The organism is Enterobacter sp. 01-M-02-SI-ECC (genome assembly GCF_047530595.1).
Taxonomy (GTDB): Bacteria; Pseudomonadota; Gammaproteobacteria; order Enterobacterales; family Enterobacteriaceae; genus Enterobacter; species Enterobacter cloacae_M.
Genome location: NZ_JBLKCZ010000021.1, coordinates 24,279 through 48,723 on the forward strand (window position 1 = coordinate 24,279; position 24,445 = coordinate 48,723).

The 24,445-nt window shown below is 58.3% G+C and carries 20 protein-coding genes; 9 read left to right on the top strand and 11 right to left on the bottom strand.

Annotated elements, in window-relative coordinates:
- Window position 1: 1 nt before the first annotated feature.
- The 4 genes from ACMWLG_RS20375 to ACMWLG_RS20390 are packed head-to-tail and all read right to left on the bottom strand — an operon-like array spanning window position 2 to window position 3,651.
- Window positions 2–1,240: a DotU family type VI secretion system protein gene (locus tag ACMWLG_RS20375; protein ID WP_045404313.1), complete on the bottom strand. Its 1,239-nt coding sequence runs from the start codon at window positions 1,238–1,240 to the stop codon at window positions 2–4.
- Between the two features lie 17 nt (window positions 1,241–1,257).
- A complete protein-coding gene (gene tssK / locus ACMWLG_RS20380) occupies window positions 1,258–2,601 on the bottom strand; it encodes a type VI secretion system baseplate subunit TssK (RefSeq protein WP_029740099.1) in 1,344 nt (447 codons plus the stop codon).
- A gap of 28 nt (window positions 2,602–2,629) precedes the next feature.
- On the bottom strand, window positions 2,630–3,133 hold the full coding sequence (gene tssJ / locus ACMWLG_RS20385) for a type VI secretion system lipoprotein TssJ (RefSeq protein ID WP_045404315.1): 504 nt from the start codon (window positions 3,131–3,133) through the stop codon (window positions 2,630–2,632).
- Between the two features lie 23 nt (window positions 3,134–3,156).
- Complete coding sequence (locus ACMWLG_RS20390) at window positions 3,157–3,651, bottom strand: hypothetical protein (protein WP_045404316.1); 495 nt, start codon at window positions 3,649–3,651, stop codon at window positions 3,157–3,159.
- Window positions 3,652–4,652: 1,001 nt separating this feature from the next.
- Between ACMWLG_RS20390 and ACMWLG_RS20395 the strand changes: the two genes are divergently transcribed.
- Together ACMWLG_RS20395 and ACMWLG_RS20400 are read left to right on the top strand one after the other, a co-directional pair.
- A complete protein-coding gene (locus tag ACMWLG_RS20395; RefSeq protein ID WP_045404318.1) occupies window positions 4,653–6,941 on the top strand; it encodes an FdhF/YdeP family oxidoreductase in 2,289 nt (762 codons plus the stop codon).
- 22 nt (window positions 6,942–6,963) lie between these two features.
- Window positions 6,964–7,860 carry a LysR family transcriptional regulator gene (locus tag ACMWLG_RS20400; protein WP_045404385.1) on the top strand — a complete coding sequence of 299 codons (897 nt, stop codon included), beginning with the start codon at window positions 6,964–6,966 and terminating at the stop codon, window positions 7,858–7,860.
- On the opposite strand, the gene ACMWLG_RS20405 is transcribed toward ACMWLG_RS20400, so the two are convergent.
- Both ACMWLG_RS20405 and ACMWLG_RS20410 read right to left on the bottom strand, forming a co-directional pair.
- Window positions 7,839–8,597, bottom strand: coding sequence for a phosphate/phosphite/phosphonate ABC transporter substrate-binding protein (locus tag ACMWLG_RS20405; RefSeq protein WP_045404320.1), 759 nt, complete (start codon window positions 8,595–8,597; stop codon window positions 7,839–7,841). The two genes, ACMWLG_RS20400 and ACMWLG_RS20405, sit on opposite strands and share 22 nt — an antisense overlap.
- A complete protein-coding gene (locus ACMWLG_RS20410) occupies window positions 8,590–9,561 on the bottom strand; it encodes a fatty acid desaturase (protein ID WP_045404323.1) in 972 nt (323 codons plus the stop codon). The genes ACMWLG_RS20405 and ACMWLG_RS20410 overlap by 8 nt, the downstream gene beginning before the upstream one ends.
- Window positions 9,562–9,710: 149 nt before the next feature.
- On the opposite strand from ACMWLG_RS20410, the gene ACMWLG_RS20415 reads away from it, so the two are divergent.
- Together ACMWLG_RS20415 and gap are read left to right on the top strand one after the other, a co-directional pair.
- Window positions 9,711–10,691: a GlxA family transcriptional regulator gene (locus ACMWLG_RS20415; RefSeq protein WP_045404326.1), complete on the top strand. Its 981-nt coding sequence runs from the start codon at window positions 9,711–9,713 to the stop codon at window positions 10,689–10,691.
- Between the two features lie 78 nt (window positions 10,692–10,769).
- Window positions 10,770–11,780, top strand: a complete 1,011-nt coding sequence (gene gap / locus ACMWLG_RS20420; protein WP_045404329.1) for a type I glyceraldehyde-3-phosphate dehydrogenase — start codon at window positions 10,770–10,772, stop codon at window positions 11,778–11,780.
- Window positions 11,781–11,827: 47 nt separating this feature from the next.
- Here the strand turns inward: gap and ACMWLG_RS20425 are convergent, their stop codons facing one another.
- Window positions 11,828–13,015 (bottom strand): MFS transporter, encoded by a 1,188-nt coding sequence (locus ACMWLG_RS20425; protein WP_033145809.1) that lies wholly within the window; start codon window positions 13,013–13,015, stop codon window positions 11,828–11,830.
- 115 nt (window positions 13,016–13,130) lie between these two features.
- On the opposite strand from ACMWLG_RS20425, the gene ACMWLG_RS20430 reads away from it, so the two are divergent.
- Both ACMWLG_RS20430 and ACMWLG_RS20435 read left to right on the top strand, forming a co-directional pair.
- Entirely contained in the window at window positions 13,131–14,087 is a 957-nt protein-coding gene (locus ACMWLG_RS20430) for an AraC family transcriptional regulator (RefSeq protein WP_045404333.1), read from the top strand.
- A 102-nt stretch (window positions 14,088–14,189) separates the two neighbouring features.
- Window positions 14,190–15,875, top strand: coding sequence for an alpha,alpha-trehalase (locus tag ACMWLG_RS20435; protein ID WP_045404335.1), 1,686 nt, complete (start codon window positions 14,190–14,192; stop codon window positions 15,873–15,875).
- Window positions 15,876–16,370: 495 nt separating this feature from the next.
- Here ACMWLG_RS20435 and ACMWLG_RS20440 read toward each other — a convergent pair whose 3' ends face one another.
- Complete coding sequence (locus ACMWLG_RS20440) at window positions 16,371–18,473, bottom strand: TonB-dependent siderophore receptor (protein ID WP_045404337.1); 2,103 nt, start codon at window positions 18,471–18,473, stop codon at window positions 16,371–16,373.
- 112 nt (window positions 18,474–18,585) lie between these two features.
- Window positions 18,586–18,840 (bottom strand): GlsB/YeaQ/YmgE family stress response membrane protein, encoded by a 255-nt coding sequence (locus tag ACMWLG_RS20445; protein ID WP_008502662.1) that lies wholly within the window; start codon window positions 18,838–18,840, stop codon window positions 18,586–18,588.
- A 208-nt stretch (window positions 18,841–19,048) separates the two neighbouring features.
- On the opposite strand from ACMWLG_RS20445, the gene ycgR reads away from it, so the two are divergent.
- The gene (gene ycgR / locus ACMWLG_RS20450; protein ID WP_023312174.1) at window positions 19,049–19,780 is read left to right on the top strand and encodes a flagellar brake protein YcgR; all 732 of its coding nucleotides are present in this window, start codon (window positions 19,049–19,051) and stop codon (window positions 19,778–19,780) included.
- A 37-nt stretch (window positions 19,781–19,817) separates the two neighbouring features.
- Here ycgR and emtA read toward each other — a convergent pair whose 3' ends face one another.
- Window positions 19,818–20,429, bottom strand: a complete 612-nt coding sequence (gene emtA, locus ACMWLG_RS20455) for a membrane-bound lytic murein transglycosylase EmtA (RefSeq protein WP_023312175.1) — start codon at window positions 20,427–20,429, stop codon at window positions 19,818–19,820.
- Window positions 20,430–20,536: 107 nt separating this feature from the next.
- On the opposite strand from emtA, the gene ldcA reads away from it, so the two are divergent.
- Window positions 20,537–21,451, top strand: coding sequence for a muramoyltetrapeptide carboxypeptidase (gene ldcA / locus ACMWLG_RS20460; protein WP_045356007.1), 915 nt, complete (start codon window positions 20,537–20,539; stop codon window positions 21,449–21,451).
- A gap of 97 nt (window positions 21,452–21,548) precedes the next feature.
- Window positions 21,549–23,282 (top strand): potassium/proton antiporter, encoded by a 1,734-nt coding sequence (locus ACMWLG_RS20465; protein ID WP_023312177.1) that lies wholly within the window; start codon window positions 21,549–21,551, stop codon window positions 23,280–23,282.
- A gap of 92 nt (window positions 23,283–23,374) precedes the next feature.
- On the opposite strand, the gene dadX is transcribed toward ACMWLG_RS20465, so the two are convergent.
- Complete coding sequence (gene dadX, locus ACMWLG_RS20470) at window positions 23,375–24,445, bottom strand: catabolic alanine racemase DadX (protein WP_045404343.1); 1,071 nt, start codon at window positions 24,443–24,445, stop codon at window positions 23,375–23,377.

The window sequence follows — 24,445 nt, forward strand, 5'->3', positions numbered from 1 at the left end:
CTTAGTTTCCTTGCGGCAATCCGTTCAGCTCGGCCTGAGTGTTTTCAGGCGACACCAGCAGAGTAATTTCCACACGGCGGTTACGGGCGCGGTTTTCAGGCGTCGTGTTCGGCGCCACCGGGTTAATCTCGCCCCGCCCTTCCGCTTTCACGCGGCCAGGCTGAGAGAGGCTTCCCTGCAGCATTTTCTGTACCGAGCGGGCGCGTTCCAGAGAGAGTTCATAGTTCGAGGCAAAGCGCGCGCTGCGGATCGGCACGTTGTCGCTGTAGCCCACCACCAGAATTTTGCCGCTGACGTTATTCATCGCCTGCGCAATGCGGTTGATGACCGGTTCATAGCGGTCACGCACGACGGTAGAGGCAGAGGCAAACAGCCCGTCGCCTTTCAGGATAACGACGCTGCGATCCGCTTCGTCTTTCACCGCCACCAGGCCAGCCTCGATTTCAGGCTTCAGGAAACCGCGCAGGTTCAGCACCGCCGGTAGCTGACGGGCCGGTTGCTGAATAGTGGTTTCCGGCAGCTGGGACTGGTAAATCTTCGCCAGCACCGGGTTGGTGCTGTCGCCAAGACGCCAGTTAAGCACGATATAGAAGAGACAGGCGATAAACCCGGCCAGCGCCACGCAGGCCCACAGGGGAACCATCGGCCGCCAGAGCTTACGCAGCACGGGACGATCTTCCGGATGGGGAGAAAGCGGCGGCGGATAGCTGCCGCGCACGCCGCGGATCATCTGCCACAGCCGCTGCTTGATGGTTTCAAGCTGGGTGCGGCCATTATCCAGTACCCGATAGCGTCCTTCGAAGCCCAGCAGCAGGCAGTAGTTGATCATCTCCAGCAGCAGAATATGCTCGCGCGGGTTCTGCGACAGGCGCGCCAGCAGCTGGAAGAACTTCTCACCGCCCCAGGTTTCGTTATGGAAGGTCACCAGCAGACCGTTGCTTGACCAGACGCCGCTGCTGCCCCAGGGGGTGAGCGCGGCGGCCTCATCGAGCGCCGTACACAGGCAGTAACGCGCCCCGACGATCACTTCGTAGGGCAGCCCCGCCTGCTGGCAGCGGACTTCGAAACGGCGAATCTCATCGATCAGGCGCTGGCGTAACGCCACCTGATCGTCATGGGAGACCGAATGACGGATCTGCGGAATCGCGTTGAGCAGCGGATTGGCGGCCGCCACCAGCTGATTGTTGCTACTGGCCCCGGTAAACGCGGCATCACTGCCGGTGTCCTGTCGTTCCTGCATATTAAGCGCTCGCTTTATTATTCTGTCGGGCTACGGATGGCCCAAAACTCCATATCCAGCCCCGGGAACTCCCCTGCAAGATGCAGGGCGAATGCGCCGGACTTATCCATCTCGTGCCACAGCTCGCTGCCCTTCTCCAGTTCAAAGTAGCTGTAGCCGGCATGCCACGGGATCTGCGGCGGCGCGACCGGCATGGCGCGCAGCATAATGCCCGGCAGCTGAAGCTGAACCAGATCGCGGATTTTCGAGACCGGCGCGACCTTCATCTGCGCCGGGAAATGGGTTTGCAGATGTTCGCCTGGCACATTGGCTTTTACCGCCAGCACGAAGCCGAACTCGCGCACCATGCTGGTTTCAGGCACCGTAGCGATGTTCAGGCCATGGGAGCGTTCGTTCAGCGGCAGCTGAATCGCGTGGTCTTCCATCACCAGCGACAGCCCCTGACGCAGCATCAGCATCAGTTTGCTGAAGCAGTTTGCCAGATCGTCATGATCGTAAATCGGCAGCACGCTTTCGGCGGTACGCTGCGACGTCCAGGTGGCTAGCTCGGTCGCAAACGGCAGCCAGCTGCGCCAGAGCGTTTCGGGATGCAGCAGCGGGAGGGTTTTTAAATGAGATACTTCGCCCAGATGACGGTTAACCAGCGACAGCAGCGTGAACTCAATTAGTTCGGAGGTGTTAAAGCGGCCAGGCTGGCGCAGACGACCGCCAATTTGCTGGCTGCGCTGCACCAGCAGACCGTGCAGATCGTTGATCATGCTGTAGATCTGCGGGCTGTTGTTGGCGTTGAGCATCGGCGGGATGTAGCTGTTGTCGAGCCGCACGTGGTTGTCGTTACGTTTCTCCGTCACAAACGCCACGCCGATGGCGGTCCATTCCGCCGTGAGGTCTTTTTCCAGCATCAGGGTCAGACGCAGGCGGCCAAACTGGACGGTGGCATCCCCCACCGACATGGCGTTGTCGTCTTCCACCTCTTGCTCGAAAGCGATGAAGCGCGCCAGCGAGGCCGGCTCTTCGCTAAAAATCACCTCTTCTCTCTCGCCGCGACGAACAGGCAGCGCGAGCACCACCTTTTCGTTGGTGAGGTTGTCAGGAATTTTCAGCGGTACAGGACCGTTGCGCCCGTTACGCACCTGGAAAAAGGTGCCGTCCGGCAGCAGGCCACTGCAGTAGCTCAGGGCAATGCATCCCTGACGAAGCATCGCTTCATCCAGTTCCACGTCAAGAAAGCCCCAGAGATATGACCGCTGTAGCGCGCCCCATTCACGAACATGGTTGAGCAGATAGCTTTCAGTCCGCTGAAAATGGTGTGGACGCAGGAACATGCCTTCGGTCCAGACGACCTTTTCTGCTTTCGTCATGATGATGTGTTTCCTGTGTTGAAGCGCGTTACTGGCTGATGACCCGAATGCCGTTCACGTCGAGAAAAACGTTGGCCTGAAGTTCATCCGCGGACCATTTCCAGAACTGGTAGATATGATTTTCGCCAGGCACAGGCAGAGGGAGTGAAACGCGCCATTTTTTGCCATCCAGCATCTGATACTCCGCCATCACGCCGATGTAGCGGGCCTCCGGAGAGCTTTGCCCGCTGAGGGTTTTAGACAGCTGTCCCGGCATCAGGAAGAACACGTCGCTGTTCAGCAGATTCGCGCCAAGCGTGGCTGACGCGTTGTTCTGCAGGGAGTAGAAGTCGCTGGACATGAAATCCGCATCGGATTTCAGCAACAACACCCGAACCTTAAGCGGCGCAGATTCGTTGATTTGTGGATGAGCCTGAAACTTCAGATTGTAGCGGGAGGGGTCGCTGTGTGAAGACGACGTACAACCACTGACCAGGGCGAAAATCACCGCGTAAAAGAATAACCACAGCTTATGAAAATTTTTATTATTCATAAAAATGCGCTCATGCAAGCCGTTTAGTTCAGGATCCAGGTACCGTTAGCGCTGTCTTTGCAGGCTTTGCTGTTGCCATCGACGTCGACACAGGTCGCTTTTTTACGCGCCTTCGGACGGATGGCCTGTTTACGCACGGCGGCGTCGTACAGGTCGGCCTTGATCACGGCGCGCATCGGGACGTAACCAATCAGCTGATCGTTACCTTCATCGGCAAGCGCCATCCAGTAGTGTTCAACCTGACCCAGCACCACGTAGGTTTTTCCGGTGTCGAGAGTACGGATAACTTTGCCGCTGAAGTCAGGACGGCTCATCAGGGAGGCTGGATACATGGCGCGATACGGTTCGTTGACCGGGTTGAACTCCGCAGGCGGCGTCACAGCGTGACGGTGGGTTAAGGTCACGCCGTTGACCTGGCTGGTCTCGATCGTATCGTCGTTGATCACAGGTTTCTGCGGCGCTTTACAGCCCGCCACCGCCATTACAAACAGAAGTGAAAACAGTACGCGCATTTTCATATGCTTTTCCGTAGCGATATTTCGATGATGAAGATAAGGGGGTGAAGTTTGACTTAGGTGCTATTGTTAAAATAGCCAGGATATTTTCGGGGCGTTACTATTTTAAGGGCATAGCTACCGCACGAGCCCTTCAGAATAAGGCCCAGTGTCTTCCTGACATATTTTGACAAACGGTAAACAAGTTTACATGAGCTTCGCCTCAATTCAATATTTACCGCTACGTAACTGTTGGTAAATGAAGCAGTCGGAAAATTATAGGATTAATCCTATGAAAAAAGCCGATACGGCCTACACGCTGTTATTTTTCCACCACATTACAACGCAAATTATTGTATTATAAAGAAAAAGAACAAAAGAGAACCACTTTCAATAACGCAATACTGCTATTATCGCCACTACCATAATTAGTAGAATTCGCGTATTGGTGAGGTCAGCAGAATATATGAAAGATGAATTATTTGTTGCACTAACAGGGTATCTTTAATATTGAATGCACCCGACAACGTGAATGTGGCTATTTCACTTATGTTGCACTACGTTAATTTTACGCCTCAAAATAACTTTATATTTCGCGTTGTGATAATTCCCCTGTCAGGCATAAATTATATCCATTAATCATTAAGCCTGCGTTAACCATCCTGACATTATCGCAGCCAAAAATGCTCGCAATAGCCCGCCAGCTGCGAACTGTGTTTATTGTTGCCGCCCACAGCCTTCATTCGAAATTTTATTGCTGCTACATCCTCCCCTGCCCATCCCATCTATCTTGCCTACCGGGCGATAGATAATATTTATTATTAAAATGATAAAAAATCGTTATAATTTCTTTAAATATTTAAGCATCAGATCCGATAAATCACTGTAATAAAAAGAGTTTAAGATAAGGCATTTTTCCGCATCGTATGCGCGTAGCCATCCGCTGGTCATTGCTTTCGCTTATTGTCCTTTACAGCGCTTTTACGGGTTCAGACGTTGTGTGACCGAACAAATCAGGAGTGGGTATGAATAAGAAAAGACGCTCGGTGCCGGGTATCAGACACTATGACGGTCCTGCCGGAGGCTGGGGCGCGTTAAAAGCGACGGCCATCGCGGTACGTACCCAAATGGATACCTTTGATGCTCCCGCCACGCTGCTGCGCACCAACCAGCCTGACGGTTTTGACTGCCCGGGCTGCGCGTGGCCGGATAAAGAACACAAGTCGACGTTCCAGTTCTGTGAGAACGGCGCCAAAGCCGTGACCTGGGAAGCCACCAGCAAACGCGTTACCCCCGCGTTTCTGGCTGAGAACAGCGTCTCCTCGCTGCTGGCAAAATCGGACTTTGAACTGGAAGGCTACGGTCGGCTGACGCATCCCCTGCGCTATGACCGGGCAAGCGATACCTTCCGGCCCGTCGACTGGGAAGAGGCGTTTCAACGCATCGGCGAAGTATTGCACGGGCTCGAACCGGACCAGGTCGAGTTCTATACCTCCGGACGCGCCTCTAACGAAGCGGCGTATCTTTTCCAGCTCTTCGCCCGCGAATACGGCACCAATAACTTCCCCGACTGCTCGAATATGTGTCACGAGGCCACCAGCGTCGGTTTGCCGCGTTCGATTGGCATCGGGAAAGGCACAGTCTCGCTGGACGACTTCGATAAGACCGAGCTGGTGATCTCCATCGGCCACAACCCCGGCACCAACCATCCGCGAATGATGGGGACTCTCCATGAGCTGGCCCGTCGCAACGTGCCGATTATCGTCTTTAACCCGCTGCGCGAGCGCGCCCTCGAACGCTTCGCCGACCCGCAAAGCGTGATTGAAATGGCGACCTACGGCTCAACGGATATCGCCTCGACCTATTTCCAGGTGAAGGCCGGGGGCGATGCCGCCGCGCTGAAAGGCATTGCCAAACATCTGCTGGAAATGGAGGCCGAACGCGGTGACGTGCTCGACCATGCGTTTATTGCCGAAAACACCCAGGGCATTGAGGACTTCACCGCCGATATCGCGCAAACCCGCTGGGACGAGATCGAGCGCGAGTCAGGCCTGAGCCAGGCGGCGCTCCAAAAGGTGGCCGACGCCTATGCGAAATCAAATGCCACCATCATTACCTACGGGATGGGCATTACCCAGCACAATAAAGGTACGGCAAACGTCCGCCTGATCGCCGATCTGCTGCTGCTGCGCGGGAATATCGGCAAGCCCGGCGCGGGTATCTGCCCCCTGCGCGGCCACTCTAACGTTCAGGGAAACCGCACTGTCGGGATTAGCGAGAAGCCTACCCCGGCCTTCCTGAACCGTCTGAAGGACGTTTTCGGCTTTGAGCCGCCGTCTCACCACGGACACGATGCGGTGCAGGCCACGCAGGCGATGATCGACGGCCGCGCGAAGGCGCTCATCTGCCTCGGGGGTAATTTTGCCGTCGCGATGCCCGATCACGAGCGGGGTTTTCCGGCGATGGGTAACCTGGATTTGAGCGTACACGTCGGGACCAAGCTCAACCGTACCCATCTGCTGGTGGGCAAAGAGACCTTTATCTTTCCGTGTCTCGGCCGCACCGAGCTGGATCTCCAGGCCACCGGCCGTCAGTCCATTACCGTCGAAGACTCCATGTCGATGGTCCATGCCTCGTCCGGCAAGCTGAAGCCCGCCTCGCCGTTGCTCCTCTCGGAACCTGCTATCGTCGCCGGCATGGCGAAAGCCACGCTGCCGGAAACCCGCGTGGACTGGCTAACGCTGGTTGAGGATTACGACCGCATCCGCGATCTGATCGAGCAGACCATTCCGGGCTTTGAGAACTACAACGCGCGGATCCGCGTTCCCGGCGGCTTCCGCATGCCGCTGCCGCCGACGCAGCGCATCTGGCCAACGGCGACGGGAAAAGCGATGTTCTCGGTGTTCGACGGCGTTCACGAGAACGCCAGCGGCGAAGGTGAGCATGTTCTGCGGTTAATCACGCTGCGCAGCCACGACCAGTACAACACCACCATTTACGCTCTGGACGACCGCTACCGCGGCGTGTTTGGCCGCCGCGACGTGCTGTTTATGAACGAAGACGATATGGCGCAGTCAGGCCTGGAACACGGCGACCGCGTGGATATCGAAACCGCCCTCCCCGGCAGCGTTCAGCGTCTGAAAGACATTACCGTGGTGGCGTACAACATCGCGCCGGGCACCGTCGGCGCCTATTACCCGGAGGCCAACGTGCTGGTGCCGCTTGATTATCTGGATAAGGACAGCGGTACACCGTCGTATAAATCCGTTCCGGTTCGCATCACCCTGCGCTCGAAAGAGATCCGCATGCTGTAAGGCTGCTCGCGCAGAGATAATGATGGATATTAAACAGTTAAAATATTTAATCGCACTCGACGAGACCCGCCACTTTGGTAAAGCGGCCTCGCAGTGCAACGTCACCCAGCCGACCCTCTCCATGCGCATCCGCAGCCTGGAAGAGGAGCTGGGGCTGGTGCTGATCGTGCGCGGGCAGCGCTTTGAAGGGTTTACGCCGGAGGGTGAACGCATCCTCGCGTGGGCCCGTGCCCTGCTGGCCGCGCACGACGGGTTACAGGCGGAAGCCGCGCTGTGTAAAGGCCAGGTGGTGGGCGAATTACGTCTGGGGATGGTGCCGCTGGCAAGCGTGGATCCGATGATCTTTATTCGCCTGCTGACGCGAAAATACCCGGAGCTGACCTACAGCCTCTATTCCATGTCCTCAGCGCAGATTGCCGACGGCGTCAGTCGCAATCAGCTTGAGCTGGGAATTTGCTACCTCAAAAGCATCGACACCAGCCTGTTTGACGTTATCCAGCTGCCAAAAACCAAGATGGGCCTGCTGCACGACGTCCGCCATTTTCAGCTCGGCCAGGCAACGCTGACGTGGCACGACCTGACGGATTTTCCGCTGGGGTTCCTGACCAAAGGGATGCATTACCGGGCGCATATGGAGGCCAGCTTTAAATCTGCAGGCATCGAACCGACGTCCGTTTTCGAGAGCGACTCGACGTTCCAGATCATTCAGGCGGTTCAGAGCGGCGTGTGCTGCGCCGTCATGCCGCTGAACAACGGGCTGGAGGCACTGAACAGCAACTTCAGGATCGTCCCCATCGCCGACGCGAACATTGAGGCTCCCGTCGGCCTGATTATGCGCAGGCAGAAGCCCGTCTCCTCGCTGGCGCTGCGCTGCTTTACCGACGCGCAGGAGATTTATCACGCGGACAATGAGGCGTAGGCCTCGCGCGTCACTACGCTAAAACCGTCGATCAGCACCGCGTCGCGCATCTCCCGGTATTCCGGCGCATCCACCAGCTCGCGGAGCGCATCGCGAATGGCGTCAAGCGTTTCAGGCGAGGTGTTATGCGAGGTGATCAGCGGCAGTCCCGGCGTCAGCGGGGTACGGTCAATGACCGCCAGCCCCGCAAGGCGTTCCGGCTCATGGCGCTGCAGCAGTGCCCAGGTCACGCAGTCGATGGCCGCGATATCCCCCGCCCCGCGCTTCACATCAATCAGCGACTGGCGATGGCTGCCGCTGAAGGACGTTTGCGCGAAAAAAGGACCGCCGCTCGCCTGGGGAGCCACCCTTTTTCGCAGCGCATTGTAGCCGGACTGGGAATCCGGGGAATTACAGACCGCCCGACGTCCGCCAAAATCCGCCAGCGTGAGGTGCCGATCCTCCTCGCGCACCGTCAGAAAGCTGCGGTACTGGATCCCTTCGCAGCCCGGTGCCGCGTAGTGAAAACAGCCGACCACCTGCACGTCCGGGAGCTGCGTGACCAGCGGATAACCACAGGTCTGGCTGAGGATAAGCGCAGGCTGTTGCCAGTGGCTCAGCAGGTCAGACTCCGGCCCGCCGGGATCGCGATCGACGGACACACCGCGCGCGGCCAGCAGCCCCTTTACCGCCAGCCAGAGCGCGCGCGTATCGGCGCGATCCACGGCATACATGGGAAATGCCAGAAGCTTACTCATACCCTTCCCCCTGTTGTTTTGCGGGATGAACGGTGACGTCAACGGGCCTGACCCAGAACTGACGCAGCCATTCGCCATAGCCCCTGACGAGAAAACCGTGGTTTCGCTGCTGGTACGCCTCCCGGTTTTGCTCGTAGATGGCCTTCAGCCCGTACCAGGGAACGCCCGGCAGATCGTGATGTACTGAATGGTAGTTGAGATTCAAAAATAGCACCCGCCAGAATAACCCGGCCTCGTTAATGACGGAGCGCGCCAGCGGGTCGTCCGCCGCGCGATGTTCGAAAAACGATCGGACCTTGGTCAGCGCCAGCGCCGGATAGCTGACGGCCAGCACAAACCAGACGGGTGAAAAACCGGTACGCGTCATCCAGGCGAAGAGCGCCACCAGCAGCAAAACGTGAACCAGCCACATCGCCATCGCCCTCAGGTGAAGGTGGCGAAATGCCGCCACGGCGCTGCCCAGCGTCTGAAGGATATCCAGCAGCGGTGCCAGCATCAGCCGTCCGGCAAAGGTATTCCGGGCGCGGATCGTACGCTTCTGCCAGGGGGAAAAGCGCGCCCAGCTCTCGTCGGTAAAATAGTATGACTCCGGGTCATCCACCGGATGGGTCAGGCTATGGTGCCGATGATGGGCGAGATGGGAGTCCCGGTACAGGCCATACGGATACCAGACCGCCAGCGGGAGCGTGCCGAACAGCTGGTTGAGCCAGGCAAAACGCGTGGGGTGCCCGTGGATCAGCTCATGCTGCAGGGACATGTACCAGGCGGTAAACCCGATGAGCAGCAGCGTGGCGGGCAGCAGGCCCAGCGTTTGCCAGAACGCCAGCGTGGCAAACCAGCCGGCATAAATCGTGATAATCAACAGCCAGGTGGGCAGTTCGCTTCGCCATAAGAAACCCGACGCGAGGCGATGAATTTGATTGCGTTGTTGCGGATGTAAATAGAGGGAGCTTCGTTTACCCATTCCTTAAGACGCCGTTTCGCCAGAGACAGAGCCCTGACGATCGGGGATTACGCCTGAAATCACAAACAACTTAAATCGCATTGCTTTGCCAGAAACGTGGAGCACACGCGCTGCTTGACTTATTCTGTGATAAAGGTACTTTTCAGGACATGAAGAAGATCCTGATTATTGTTCCCGACGGCGGCATGCTGTTTGAAGCCGCCGGTATCGCCGACATTCTGATGCAGGCCAACCGGCTGCATCCGGAAGGGCTTGCGCAGCCCCGCTACCGGATTATCATCGCCACCACGCAGCCTCACCAGGTGATCCACGGCCAGTCCGGCCTGAATTTGCTGGCGGACTATCGCCTGCCGGAGCTGGATCCGCGTGAACCGCTGGATACCATTATCATCACCGGACGCGGCATGAACGAGCAGGAGAGCACGGCGGTGGTTGACTGGCTGCACCTCGCTGCGCCGCACGCCCGGCGGGTAGCCTCTATCTGCGGCGGCGCGATGCTGCTGGCCCAGACCGGCCTGCTGGACGGTCGCAGGGCGACCACCCACTGGCGGCTGCTGGAGACGATGCAAGCCCAGTATCCGACTATCCACGTCGAAGGCGGTCCGCTGTATATTCAGGATGGCCCCATCTGGACCTCCGGCGGCGTGAGTTCCGGGTTCGATCTGACCCTGGCTCTGGTGGAAGACGACTACGGATTTACCCTCGCCCGCGACGTGGCGCAGGATATGGTGATGTATCTGCGCCGTCCCGGCGGCCAGCTGCAGTTCAGCCGCTACAGCCTGCAGCAGCCTGGCGCATCCGGTCCGATAAGCGAGCTGCAAACCTGGATCCTGCAAAACCTCACAGCCGACCTGTGCGTGGAAAATCTGGCCGAGAAAGCGGCAATGAGCCCGCGTAATTTCACCCGCGTGTTTACCCGCGACGCGGGAGTTTCTCCGGCCCGCTACGTGACCGAAGCGCGTCTGGCCGCGGCCCGCCAGCTGCTTGAGCAGACCCATGACTCCCTTGAGCGCGTTGCCGAGCAAAGCGGGTTTGGTACCAGCATTAACCTGCGCCGCATCTTTGAGAAACAGCTTCACCTCACGCCCGGCGAGTACCGTCAGCGCTTCCACTGCCGCAAGATGGCGTAATCTGATCCTTTTTTGTCGTTTACGCCAACCGGCCTGACGCCTACAGTGACTCCAGACAACAGAGATAAGGAGTGCACCATGGTTAAGGTCGGTATTAACGGTTTCGGCCGTATCGGACGTAATTTCCTGCGCGCGGCGCTGGGTAACCCGGATCTGCAGATTGTGGCCATTAACGATCTGACGGACAGTAAAACCCTCGCCCATCTGCTGAAACACGATTCCCTTCTGGGCAAACTGCCCGCGCCCGTTGAAGCGGCTGACGGCGCGCTGCAGGTAGACGGGCAGCGGATCGTCGTATTTAGCGAACGCGATCCGGCGAATATCCCTTGGCGTGATGCCGGGGTAGACGTGGTGATTGAGGCCACCGGCTTCTTTACCGAGCGGGAAAAAGCGGCGGTGCATATCACCCACGGCGGCGCCAAGCGCGTCATCATTTCCGCCCCCGGGAAGAACGACGACCTGACGATTGTGATGGGGGTTAATCACGAGCAGTACGATCCAGCCTGTCACGCGGTGGTGAGTAACGGGAGTTGCACCACGAACGGCCTGGCACCTGCCGCTCAGGTGCTGCATCAGCAGTTCGGGATTGAGCATGGCCTGATGAACACCACGCATGCCTACACCAATAGCCAGGCGCTGCACGATCAGCCGGAGAAAGATCTGCGCGGCGCGCGCGCGGCGGCGCTGTCGATTGTTCCTTACTCAAGCGGCGCGGCAAAAGCACTGGGGAAAGTGATCCCATCCCTTGACGGCAAACTGACCGGGTACTCCCTGCGCGTGCCGGTGCCGGTGGTGTCGATTGTGGATTTAACGGTAACGCTGAGCCGTAACGTAACCGCCGAAGAGGTGAACGAGGCGTTCCGCAACGCGGCCGCCAGCGGGCCACTGAAAGGTATTCTGGGCTATAGCGACGAACCGCTGGTCTCCAGCGATTACCAGGGCGATCCACGCTCCTCGATTATCGACGGGCTTTCCACGCTGGTGATTGGCGGGAACATGGTGAAGATCCTGGCGTGGTACGACAACGAGTGGGGCTTCTCTAACCGTCTGGTTGATCTGGCGGTGTGGATGGATAAGAAAGGGCTGTAAGTCTTACCGTGATGCCGGGTGGCGCTTGCGCTCACCCGGCAAATAATTCACTCCGCCTTCACTTTTACTCCCATAAACACAATTACCATCGCCGTTACCAGCAAAAGACCGCTGCCCGCGAATACGCCGCTGGCACCGTTGAGGTCAAATACCGCCCCGCCCCCGGCCGCACCGGCACTGATTGCCAGCTGAATTGAGGCCACCAGCAGCCCGCCTGCACTTTCGGCTTCATCCGGAACGGTGGTAGCAAGCCAGGTTGACCAGCCCACCGGAACCAGACCAAATGCAAAGCCCCACAGCGCGACCAGGAACCCGTCCAGCATCGCCAGATGACCAAACGCCACCATCGTGAGCGCGAGAACGCCCATTGCGAACGGCACCAGCGCCAGCGTCAGGCGCAGATTGCGTGCCAGCAGATGCCCGGCAACGGAGGTGCCGACAAAGTTGGCCAGCCCAAAGCCGAGCAGGATCAGCGAAATGGTCTCAACGCTCGCCTGCCCCACCGTTTCCAGGAACGGGCGCAGGTAGGTAAAGAAGGCGAAATGGCCGCTGAAGATCAGGATGGTCGCCAGCATGCCGCCGATCATCCCCGGACGACGCAGCACGCGGAACAGCGTACTCAGGCTGCCGCTGCTCTCCGGCTTCATGGACGGCAGGACCCAGAGCTGCCACAGCAGCGCCAGCATGCTCGGCAGGATGCAGAGAACAAAGACGTTGCGCCAGCCGATCAGGCTGCCCAAATAGCTGCCGAGCGGCGCCGCGACCACCGTGGCTATCGATACGCTGGAGAAGATCACCGCCAGCGCCTTCGGCACTTTATCCGCCGGAACCAGACGCATCGTGGTCGCCGTCGACATCGCCCAGAATCCCCCGATGGCGATCCCCAGCAGCAGGCGGCCCATCAGCAGGACGTGCAGGTTGGGCGCAAAGGCTACCAGCAGGCTGGAGATAATTTGCAGCACCGAGAAAAACATCAGCACCCAGCGGCGGTCGATGCTTTTGGTCGCCGGCGTAATCAGCAGTCCGGTCACCAGCGCCACCAGCGCGGTGGCGGTGACGGCCTGTCCGGCCATTCCCTCACTCACGCCCAGGCTCGCGGCCATCGGCGTTAACAGACTGGCGGGCAGAAATTCTGCCGTAATCAAACCAAACACCCCCAGCCCCAGTGAATAGACGGCCCGCCAGGCGGGTTTTGCAGGCGCTACCGCCTCGCTCGCCGCGACACATGAATTCATCTGTTTTTCTCCCGTTATAAAAATGTGACAACTGTCGCAAAAGCATAGAAGGTTCACCCTGGACGATCTATGACATATAATCTCCACTTATTGATTATTCGTCCGGAGTTGCGCCATGACCGTACAGTCACCCGATCTGATCAGCGAACTTTTACGCGGCATGCGCCTGTCAGGGGTTAAATACCGGCGGATTGAAGCCTGCTCGCCGTTTGGCGTCGCGTTCCATCACGCCCCCGGCAAAGCGCAGTTTCATTTCGTGAGCCACGGCAGCGCCCTGCTGCGAATGGAGAGCGGTGCGGCCTTTCAGCTGAGCAGCGGAGACGCCCTCTTTATTCCAGGCGGCAATTCCCATGCCCTGCTATCCGACGAGCGGGCCACCATTACCCCGGTCAGCGACTTTCCCAGCGAGCCTATCTGCAGCTCGGTGTGTGCCATCACCTGCGAGCCCTGCCCGGAAAGCGAGAACACCATCATCTTTAGCGGGTGCATGGATTTTGAGCTGGGCGGGATGCAGCCGCTGATCAAGGCGATGCCGGAAGTGATGATGGTCAGCCGGCTGATGTCCACCTGGCCGGAGATCCACCCGCTGCTGGCGGCGATGGAGCGGGAATCCGTGGCGCGTCAGGCCGGGTACGCCGGGATCCTTGCGCGTCTGGCCGACGTGGTGGCGGCGTTAATCGTGCGCGGCTGGGTTGAAGGCGGGTGTGGTAAAGCCACCGGCTGGGTGCAGGTTCTGCGTGACCCGCGCCTGAGCCGGGCCATTTACGCCATGCACCAGCAGCCCGGCCTGAACTGGAGCGTGGCGGATCTGGCAAAAGAAGCGGGCACGTCCCGTTCCGTGTTCGCCGAACGGTTCCTGGCCGCGACGGGAACCACCCCGGCAAAATATCTCAGCGAGCTGAGAATGCGACTGGCCATCCAGTACATTCGCCACGAAAATCAGCCGATTGAAACCGTCGCGCTGCGGCTGGGGTACGGCTCTCTGGCGGCGTTTAGCCGGGCGTTTAAGCGCATCATTGGACAGGCGCCGGGCACGCTGCGGGAAGCCAGCCAGACGCCGGAAGAGGTCTGACGGGCAGGCAATTATTAACGCGAAGCGGGCAATATTCGTCTAAGGTTTTCAGGTGATTGACAACAGCGGTCACGCTGTTTAGTGAAGACAGGAGACGAACTGATGATAAGACCTCGTACACTACGCCCCGCATTCTTGCCCCTTGCGTTAGGAGGCGCGCTGCTCGGCGTCACTACTTTCGGTTATGCCGACGATAGCCCCGCAGCCCAGACAACCTCACCCGATATTTTGCTGGGCCCGCTGTTTAACGATGTGCAAAGCGCCAAACTGTTTCCCGATCAGAAAACCTTCGCGGATGCCGTCCCCAAAAGCGACCCGCTGATGATTCTGGCGGATTACCGGATGCAGCACACGCAGTCCAGCTTTGACTTACGCCACTTTGTCGAGATGAACTTTACGCTCCCTGCGGAAGGGGAAAAATATGTTCCGCCTGCTGGACAAAGTTTACGTGAGCACATTGACGATCTCTGGCCCGTGCTGACGCGCACCACGGATAAAGCCAGCAACAAATGGGATTCCCTGCTGCCGTTACCCAAACCTTACGTTGTGCCCGGCGGACGTTTCCGCGAGGTCTACTACTGGGACAGCTATTTCACCATGCTGGGCCTGGCAGAGAGCGATCACTGGGACAAAATCAGCGACATGGTGGATAACTTTGCGTATGAGATTGATACCTTCGGCCACATTCCCAACGGCAACCGCAGCTATTACCTGAGCCGCTCCCAGCCGCCGTTTTTCTCAATGATGGTTGAACTGCTGGCGACCCACGACAGCGATGCGCTGAAGAAGTACCGCCCGCAGATGGAGAAAGAGTATGCCTACTGGATGGACGGCGTCGACGCCCTTCAGCCGGGGCAGGCTAACAAACGCGTGGTGAAGCTGGACGACGGCGCTATCCTCAACCGCTACTGGGACGACCGCGACACCCCGCGCCCGGAGTCCTGGCTTGACGACGTGAATACCGCCAAAAGTAACCCTAACCGGCCTGCGACCGAGATCTACCGTGATTTGCGTTCCGCTGCGGCCTCGGGCTGGGACTTTAGCTCGCGCTGGATGGACGATCCGCAAAAGCTCGGCACCATCCGAACCACCAGCATTGTCCCCGTGGACCTGAACGCCCTGATGTTCAAGATGGAAAAACTGCTGGCGCGGGCAAGCCAGGAGGGTGGCGACGCCGCCAGCGCAAGCAAATACGAGGCGCTGGCGACGGCGCGTCAGAAAGCCATCGAGAGCCACCTGTGGAATGATAAAGAGGGCTGGTACGCGGATTACGATCTGAAAAGCAAGAAGGTACGCAATCAGCTCACGGCGGCAGCCCTGTTCCCGCTTTACGTGAAGGCGGCGGCGCAGGATCGGGCCGATAAAGTCGCCGCGGCAACTTCATCGCGCCTGTTGAAACCGGGCGGTATTGCGACCACCACCGTAAACAGCGGCCAGCAGTGGGATGCGCCAAACGGCTGGGCCCCACTGCAGTGGGTGGCCGCGGAAGGGCTGCAGAATTACGGACAGGAGAAGGTCTCAATGGACGTGACCTGGCGCTTCCTGAAGAACGTTCAGCATACTTACGACCGCGAAAAGAAACTGGTCGAGAAGTATGACGTGTCGACAACCGGTACGGGCGGCGGCGGCGGTGAGTATCCGCTGCAGGACGGCTTCGGCTGGAGCAACGGCGTGGCGCTGAAAATGCTGGATCGGGTCTGTCCGAAAGCAAAACCGTGCGACAGCGTGCCGGAGAATCAGCCTGCGGCGAATGATGAGGCTGCGCCGGTGAAAGCTGCTGCACAGTGAGGGTATTGCCGGGTGTCGGCTACGCCTTACCCGGCCTGCGCGTGCTGGCTCTAATCCTCACAAATGAATGCGAGTAGCGAACAATCCCCTCGCCCTTTGGGGAGAGGGTTAGGGTGAGGGGAACATACGGCTGCGGTGGTCATTCCGTTCACTTTATGTTCCTTGCTACTCTTTAACGACATGACCGGTGAACGTGCCAGGGTGGCTCAATCGCCACCACCCTGGCGACCCGGGCTCCCGGCGGTAAATCGCCGCTTCGCGGTGCCCTCGTCTTATTCCTTCCGGCTTATCGGGGACGGGCGGAGGTAACGTCCCTGTAAAGCCCGCCCTCTCGGCGCATCCCTGCGCCTCGCCCCGGCCTTCAGGAAACGCCTCAGCGATTTACAGCCGGACCATGGCGTCGCTGCGAATAAATCGTTTCACTTTAAAAACCAGAATCGCTTCTGGTTAAAAATTAACTGGAGATCCCCCAGCACCGGCAAAGGGAAACGATCGTCAGAAACTATAACTCGCCCCTAACTGATACGTCCTGTCACGTCCAATCCAGCAGTTGGTCGCGTCGTAGCAGGTCAGCGTCTCTTTGTTGGTGATATTCTGCGCGCTGGCTTTGAGCGTTAACCCTGCCAGCGAGGGCAGGATTTCGCCCATCCGGTACGAGGCCGCCAGATCGTACTGCGTAGTGCCGCCCAGTTTTCCCGCATCGTTTGCCGGAGAGATTTCCATCGGCCCGGTGTAGCGTGCGCCCGCTCCCAGCATCAGTCCTTTCAGCGGCGTATTTTCAAAGGTGTAATCCCCCCAGAGGTTGAAGGCATTCTCCGGGACCTGCGTTGGACGTTTACCTTTGTACTTGTCATCTTCCCGGTTGATCGCGTGTGTGTACGCATAGTTGGCAATCAGCGTCAGGCTGTCCGTCGGACGGCTGATGGCGGACAGCTCTGCCCCTTTGGATTCCACTTCCCCGGTCTGACGATAGTTCAGGAAGCCCGGGTCGGAGGTGACGACATTTTTCTGCCGGATGTTAAACACCGAGGCGGTAAAGGTGGTGGCGTAGTCGGCCAGCAGATATTTCACCCCGCCCTCCACCTGCTTGCTGGTGGTCGGTTTGACGTCTTTCGCCACGAGCGTGCCCTGCGGTGACACCGGCGCAAAACCTTCTGAATAGCTGATAAACGGCGACAGACCGTTATCGAAGGCGTAAAGCGCGCCCAGGCGTTTGGTGACGCGATCCTGCGACACCCAGGCTTTATCACCGTTTTGCAGGTAGTTGGTGGTGACGGAGCGGTAATCGTCGTAGCGCAGGCTGCCCAGCAGGTTGAGGCCGCCAAATTCAACCTGATCCTGCAGGTAGTAACCGTTTTGCTGGTAGCTGAGACGGTTTTTCTGGGCGGTATAGAGCCCCAGCGCGCTTTCCTGGATCTGCGAATAGTCAGGATACCGCATATCGATACCCGGCGTGGCCGACGCGTAGCGATAGTGGAAATGGGAGTTCAGCTTCTGATAGTCAAACCCGGCCAGCAGATGGTGTTTCCACTCGCCCAGCGCAACGGTTTTGGTCACCTGGTTGTCGATGTTGAAGCTCTTAAGGTCTTCATCGGTGGTATAAGCAAAGCGGTTGAGCTGATACACCTCGCTTCCCGTCCCTGTCGCGTAGACGCTGCGCTGGTGGGTATCGACGTCGAAATAGCGCGCCTTCTGGTTAAAGCCCCAGCCGCTGTCAAACTCATGTTCAAAGCTGTAGCCCAGCATCCACTGACGCTGCTTAAACCCGCTCCACTCATCTCCGGCGTAATCGCGCTTGCCCGCATATTTCGAGCGCAGGTAGGCGAGCGGCAGCGGGTTAGACGGCGTCAGGCTCGGGGTGTTTTGCGCCAGCGCGTCCAGGGTGAGGCGGGTTTTGCTGTCCGGCTGCCAGGTGACGGACGGAGCAACCAGGTAGTTTTCATACCGGGTGGTGTGCGGCTGATCGTCGTTTTCCGTGGCTTTGCCCAGCAGACGGTAGTTCCAGTCGCTGTCGGCAATCTGCCCGGTTGAATCGAGATAGCCCTCTTTCAGATTACGGTTTCCGGTGTTAACGCCGATCTCCGTCCGCGCTTCCCGCTGCGGTTTTTTACTTTGAATATTCACCAGCCCACCCGGCGAACCGCCGCCGTAAAGTACCGATGAGGGACCTTTCAGGATATCAACGCTGTCGATCAGCAGCGGATCGATGCGCGCTTTGGTATTGCCGGTGACGTTATAGGGCAGCTGCAGCCCGTTGTAGAACTCCTGGTCAACGGTAAAGCCACGAATTTTATATTCGCTCATGTAGGAGGTATTTCCCCGCACCTCGGTTGAGACGCCCGGGGCATAGCGCAGGATTTCATTCACCGAATTCGCGTGACGCTTTTCAATTTCCGGCGCAGAGAGGGTCGTGATGACCTGCGGCGTTTTACTTTCAGCAACGGCCGATTTCGTGGCGCTGTTCGTCCAGGCCGGCAGCGCGCTGCCCTGCTCTGAACCTGTGACGACGATGGTGGATTCTTCGGCGAACACCGGGACCTGCAATGCCAGCGTGACGGCCCCTGCCAGGGCGCAAAGCGTAAAACGTGAGGTATTCATAATGTCGTCTTGTTGTTAGATGCAATACGGAACGACAATTATTATCATTTAGATTAACAAATCAATACTCTGCCAAAATAACGGCCCTCCGCAGAGAGCCGTTCATGTCAATTTATGCTCGTCGCAGTAACCTGAATATGCCCAGCACCACAATGGCACCCACGACAGCGACCAGAAAACTGTGCAGGTCGAAACCACTTATGTTGCCTCCAAAGCCAAACATCGTCGCCAGCCAGCCGCCCACAACCGCACCAACGACCCCGAGTACACAGGTCAAAATAAAGCCGCCGCCATCGTTTCCCGGCATGATCAGTTTAGCGATAGCGCCAGCAATAAGACCAAAGATAATCCAGGCGATGATACCCATAGCGATGCCCTCTTGCAGGTTTAACGCGTGCGCAGAAAACCTTCTGCACAGCTAACTTAAGTATAGGTCATCGCCGGAAAACCATTTTCATCTCACCGACTTATCTTTGCTTAAACAGGCAAAAAAAACTCACCGGTTTGTATTAAGTTTCATTGCAGATTGCCGATAACGCTAAGACAGTCCGTCATCTATCAAGGAGCCATCCGGCGTGAGTCATTACAGTGAGCAGTTCCTCAAGCAAAATCCGCTGGCTGTATTAGGGGTATTACGCGACCTGCAAAAAGGTGAAGTGCCGCTGCGCATCAGCTGGTCGAATAATCAGTTCATCAGCAAGATCCTTGACGCCTCGCAGGATCGGCTGGTGATTGATTTAGGCAGTCAGGAGTATGAAAACCGCGCGGCGCTAAAAGCGGAGAATATCGCGGTGATGGCCGAAACGCAGGGCGCCAAAGTGGAATTTGTCCTGTCGCGGCTGGAACTGAGCGAATATCAGGGACTGCCGGCTTTTGTTACCCCGCTTCCGACGAATCTCTGGTTTGTTCAGCGTCGTGAATATTTCCGCATCAGCGCCCCGCTTCACCCCGCCTATTTTTGTAAGGCCAAAATGCCGGACAAAAAAGAGATCCGCTTCCGCCTCTTCGATCTGTCACTCGGCGGCATGGGCGCGCTGATGGATACGCCGAAACCGGACGGGCTGGTAGAGGGCATGCGCTTTACGCAAATTGAACTGGATATGGGGGGCTGGGGTCGCTTTTATTTCGATGCGCAGCTGATTGCCATCAGCGACCGCACCGTCGTGGACAGCAAAAATGAAACTATCACCACGCCGCGTCTGAGCTTCCGTTTCCTCAACGTCGGGCCCGGCGCAGAGCGTGAGCTTCAGCGTATTATCTATTCCCTGGAGCGGGAGGCGCGGGAACGCGCAAATAAAGTTCTGTGAAGAAATCGGGCAGCGTGACCGCCGCCCGTCTGCGGCATTACATGGCATCCATCGCTTTCTGTACTTTCCAGATATAACGAGGCGCCTGTGGTGCCGGGTGATTTTTCGCCACATGCTCAAAGAATTCGTCTTTGTCCATATCGTTAATCTCTTCTATCGCCTCTTTGCGGTCAGAGGAGAAGGTTCTGAGCAACGCGCCGGCACCGTTAACGTAAGACACCACCAGCGCGTACTGCATCACCTCCGGATCCTTAATCCCCTTCAGCACGCCATGCTCCATAATGCTCAGATAGGCCGTGCCCATTGAAATGTTGCGTTCCGGGTTTTTCAGCTCGCTGGTCGACGGCTGGCCGCTCCAGCCCATGTAGCGATAAACCTCTCTCCCCGCCGTTGACGCTTTAAGCTGCATCAGCCCCACCGCGTTGGATTTGCTGACAAGCGTGGGATTACCGCCGGACTCCACCGCAATGATCGCCGTGATGAGACGCGGGCTGACGCCCCAGGCCTTCCCGGCTTGCTCACTGATCGGCATCCACTGCATGGCCCGTTTCACCGGCACTTCCGGGTTCCAGGGCGGGTTTTGATAATCATGTTTTGAACTACAGCCAGCGAGCAACACAATCAAAAAAGCAAACCATCTCAATTTCACGTCATCTATCCTTATAGCCGGTCATCGCGGTGCGCCGCCTCTTGAAGCAGGCGGCGTATAAGCGGCATGATATAGACAATTAGTTTCTCATTCAGCAAGGAATTGCCATGTCTCAGTTTCATCTTATCGCGCCGTCGGGCTACTGCATTAACCAGGACGCGGCGCAGCGGGGCGTTCAGCGTTTGCTGGAATCTGGCCATCAGGTAGAAAATCAGACGATTATCCCCCGCCGCCAGCAGCGTTTTGCCGGTACCGAAGCGCAGAGGCTGAATGATATCAATAGTCTGGTGAACCTGACGGGCGAAAACCGGGTTGTGCTTGCGGTGCGTGGCGGATACGGTGCGAGCCGGCTGCTGGAGAGCATTGACTGGCAGGGGCTGGCGCTGCGCCAGCAGCAGGATCCGCTGCTGATCTGCGGCCACAGCGATTTCACCGTCATCCAGCTCGGGCTGCTGGCCCTGCATAACGTCATCACGTTTAGCGGCCCGATGCTGGCCGGTAACTTCGGCGCACCGGAGCTGGACGCGTTCACCGTGGAACATTTCTGGCGCGCGCTGCGTAACCCTACCTACAGCGTGGAGTGGCAAGGCAATGGACCGCACTGGGAGTGTGAAGGCCAGCTCTGGGGGGGTAACCTGGCGATGCTGGTCTCGCTCATCGGCACGCCGTGGATGCCGCAAATCGAGGACGGCATTCTTGTGCTGGAAGATATCAACGAACATCCGTTCCGCGTCGAGCGCATGCTATTGCAGCTTTATCATGCCGGTATTCTTGAACGCCAGTCCGCGGTTGTGCTGGGCAGCTTCAGCGGCTCTGCCCCGAATGACTATGACGCGGGTTACTCCCTTGAGACCATGGTCGACTTCGTTCGCTCGCGGCTGGATATTCCGGTCATCACCGGTCTCGATTTCGGCCACGAGCAGCAAACCGTGACCCTGGCGCTGGGGGCGCACGCCACCCTGATCCACAATGATTCCGGCAGTCGGCTGACCATCAGCGGTCATCCTGTCATAAAGGCATAAAAAAGCCGTTATACCCCCTTAATAAAACGCTGTTGCCGTTGTTAATATGTTAGGGTTTTAGTAACAGCGTTAACATTGAGGTGGGAGTAAGAGAACATTGGATGCCGCAGCGATAATCAGCCTTTTCATTTTGGGTTCCGTCCTTGTAACCAGCAGTATTTTATTAAGTTCATTTTCATCGCGTCTCGGCATACCTATTCTTGTCATTTTCCTCGCCATCGGCATGCTGGCCGGCATTGATGGCATTGGCGGTATCCCTTTCGATAACTACCCCTTCGCCTACATGGTGAGTAACCTCGCGCTGGCGGTGATCCTGCTGGACGGCGGGATGCGCACCCAGGCGAGCTCCTTCCGCGTGGCCTTAGGGCCTGCGCTGTCGCTCGCCACGGTCGGCGTGTTGATTACCTCCGGCCTCACCGGAATGATGGCCGCGTGGCTTTTCCATCTCAATATCATGGAAGGTTTGCTGATTGGCGCCATCGTGGGCTCAACCGATGCGGCAGCGGTGTTTTCCCTGCTCGGCGGAAAAGGGCTTAACGAACGCGTTGGCTCCACGCTTGAGATTGAATCCGGCAGTAACGATCCGATGGCGGTATTTCTCACCATTACGCTTATCGAGATGATTCAGCAGCATGAAAGCGGGCTGAGCTGGATGTTTGCGTTACATATCCTGCAGCAGTTCGGTCTGGGGATCGTCATCGGCCTGGCGGGGGGATACCTCTTACAGCAGACGATCAACCGCATCTCGCTGCCCGCGGGGCTTTACCCCCTGCTGGCGCTGAGCGGCGGCATTCTCATTTTTGCCGTCACCACCGCAGTGGACGGCAGCGGTATTCTCGCGGTCTATCTCTGCGGGTTCCTGATGGGCAACCGCCCTATTCGCAACCGGCATGCCATTTTGCAGAACTTCGACGGTCTGGCGTGGCTGGCGCAAATCGGCATGTTTCTGGTGCTGGGCCTGCTGGTTACGCCATCGGACCTGCTGCCGATCGCCGTTCCGGCGCTGCTGCTGTCCGCGTGGATGATCTTCTTCGCCCGTCCGCTGTCGGTATTTGCAGGCCTGCTGCCGTTTCGCGGCTTCAACCTGCGCGAGCGGGTGTTTATCAGCTGGGTGGGCCTGCGCGGCGCGGTGCCGATTATCCTTGCGGTGTTTCCGATGATGGCCGGTCTGGATAACGCCCGGCTGTTCTTTAACGTGGCCTTCTTCGTGGTGCTGATTTCCCTTCTGTTCCAGGGAACCTCGCTCGGGTGGGCGGCGAAAAAAGCCAAAGTGGTGGTCCCGCCCGTGGGCTGGCCGGTCTCCCGCGTGGGGCTTGATATTCATCCGGAGAACCCGTGGGAACAGTTTGTCTATCAGCTGAGCGCCGACAAATGGTGCGTGGGAGCCTCGCTGCGCGATTTGCACATGCCGACCGAAACGCGCATTGCCGCCCTGTTCCGCGATAATGTCCTGCTGCACCCTACCGGCAGCACCCGCCTGCGCGAGGGGGATATTCTTTGCGTGATTGGTCGCGAGCGTGACCTGCCGGCGCTGGGCAAGCTGTTCAGCCAGTCGCCTCCGGTGGCGCTGGACCAGCGCTTCTTCGGCGATTTTATTCTGGAAGCCAGCGCCAAATTTGCGGATGTCGCGCTGATTTACGGCCTGGATGAAGGTGCTGAAGACGGTGATAACCCGCAAACGCTGGGCGAAATCATCCAGCAGCGGCTTGGCGCTGCCCCGGTCGTGGGGGATCAGGTAGAGTTTGCCGGGATGATCTGGACCGTTGCCGAAAAAGAAGATAACGCGGTGCGGAAAGTCGGTTTGAGGCCGATGGAAGAGGAAGCGGAGTAGTTTTTTTGCCGGGTGGCGGCTTCGCCTTACCCGGCTTACAAAACCCTCGAACGTAGGCCGGGTAAGGGTTAGCGCCACCCGGCTAACATAAGTTACACCGTCACAACCGGCACTCTTGGTGCCAGTGCGCACATCAATTCATACCCCACCGTGCCCGCCGCGGCAGCAACGTCGTCAATCTTAACTTCGTTACCCCACAGCTCGACGGGTGAGCCAATGCCCGCCTGCGGGCATGGCGTCAGGTCAACGGCCAGCATATCCATAGATACGGTGCCCACCGTTCCCGTGCGGACCCCATCGACCCAGACCGGCGTGCCGGTCGGCGCGATGCGCGGGTAGCCGTCGGCATAACCGCCCGCCACGATGCCAATCCGCTGCTCGCCCTTTGCCCGGTAGCGGCTGCCGTAGCCCACCGTGTCCCCGGCCTTCAGCGTCTGCACGCCAATGATTTCACTGCGCAGGGTCATGACCGGCTTAAGGCCGCTGTTGGCGATATCCTGCCACTGACCAGAGGGAGACGCACCGTACAGAACGATCCCCGGACGCACCCAGTGATAGTGCGCCTCGGGATGCCACAGCGTGGCCGCCGAGTTCGACAGCGAGCGCGGGCAATCCAGCCCTTCAGCCGCCTGCTCAATGCGGACCATGGCATCGGCAATGCCGTCGGGTTTTTCCGCGTCGGCAAAATGCGCCATCAGCGTCATTTCGCCCACGTTTTTCATGGCGCGCAGCTGCTGCCAGACCGTATGCACCCGCTCAGGCTGAAAGCCCAGGCGGTTCATGCCGCTGTTCACCTTGAGGTAGATATCCAGCGGAGCATGGAGCTTCGCATCCTGGATCGCCTTAATCTGCCAGTTGCTGTGAACGCTGGTGGTCAGCCGGTACTTATCCAGCAGCGGCAGATCGTCCGTATGGAAGAACCCTTCCAGCAGTAGAATCGGCCCTTTCCAGCCGCGCTCGCGCAGCAGAATGGCCTCTTCCAGATTCAGGAGCGCAAAACCGTCGGTCGCGCTCAGCGCGCTCCAGATACGGTCAATGCCGTGGCCGTAGGCATTCGCTTTCACCACCGACCAGACGCGCGAACCCGGTGCCGCCCGACGAACAATTTGCAGATTATCCTTCAGGGCCTGCAGGTTCAGCTGGGCCAGAACAGGACGGGACAT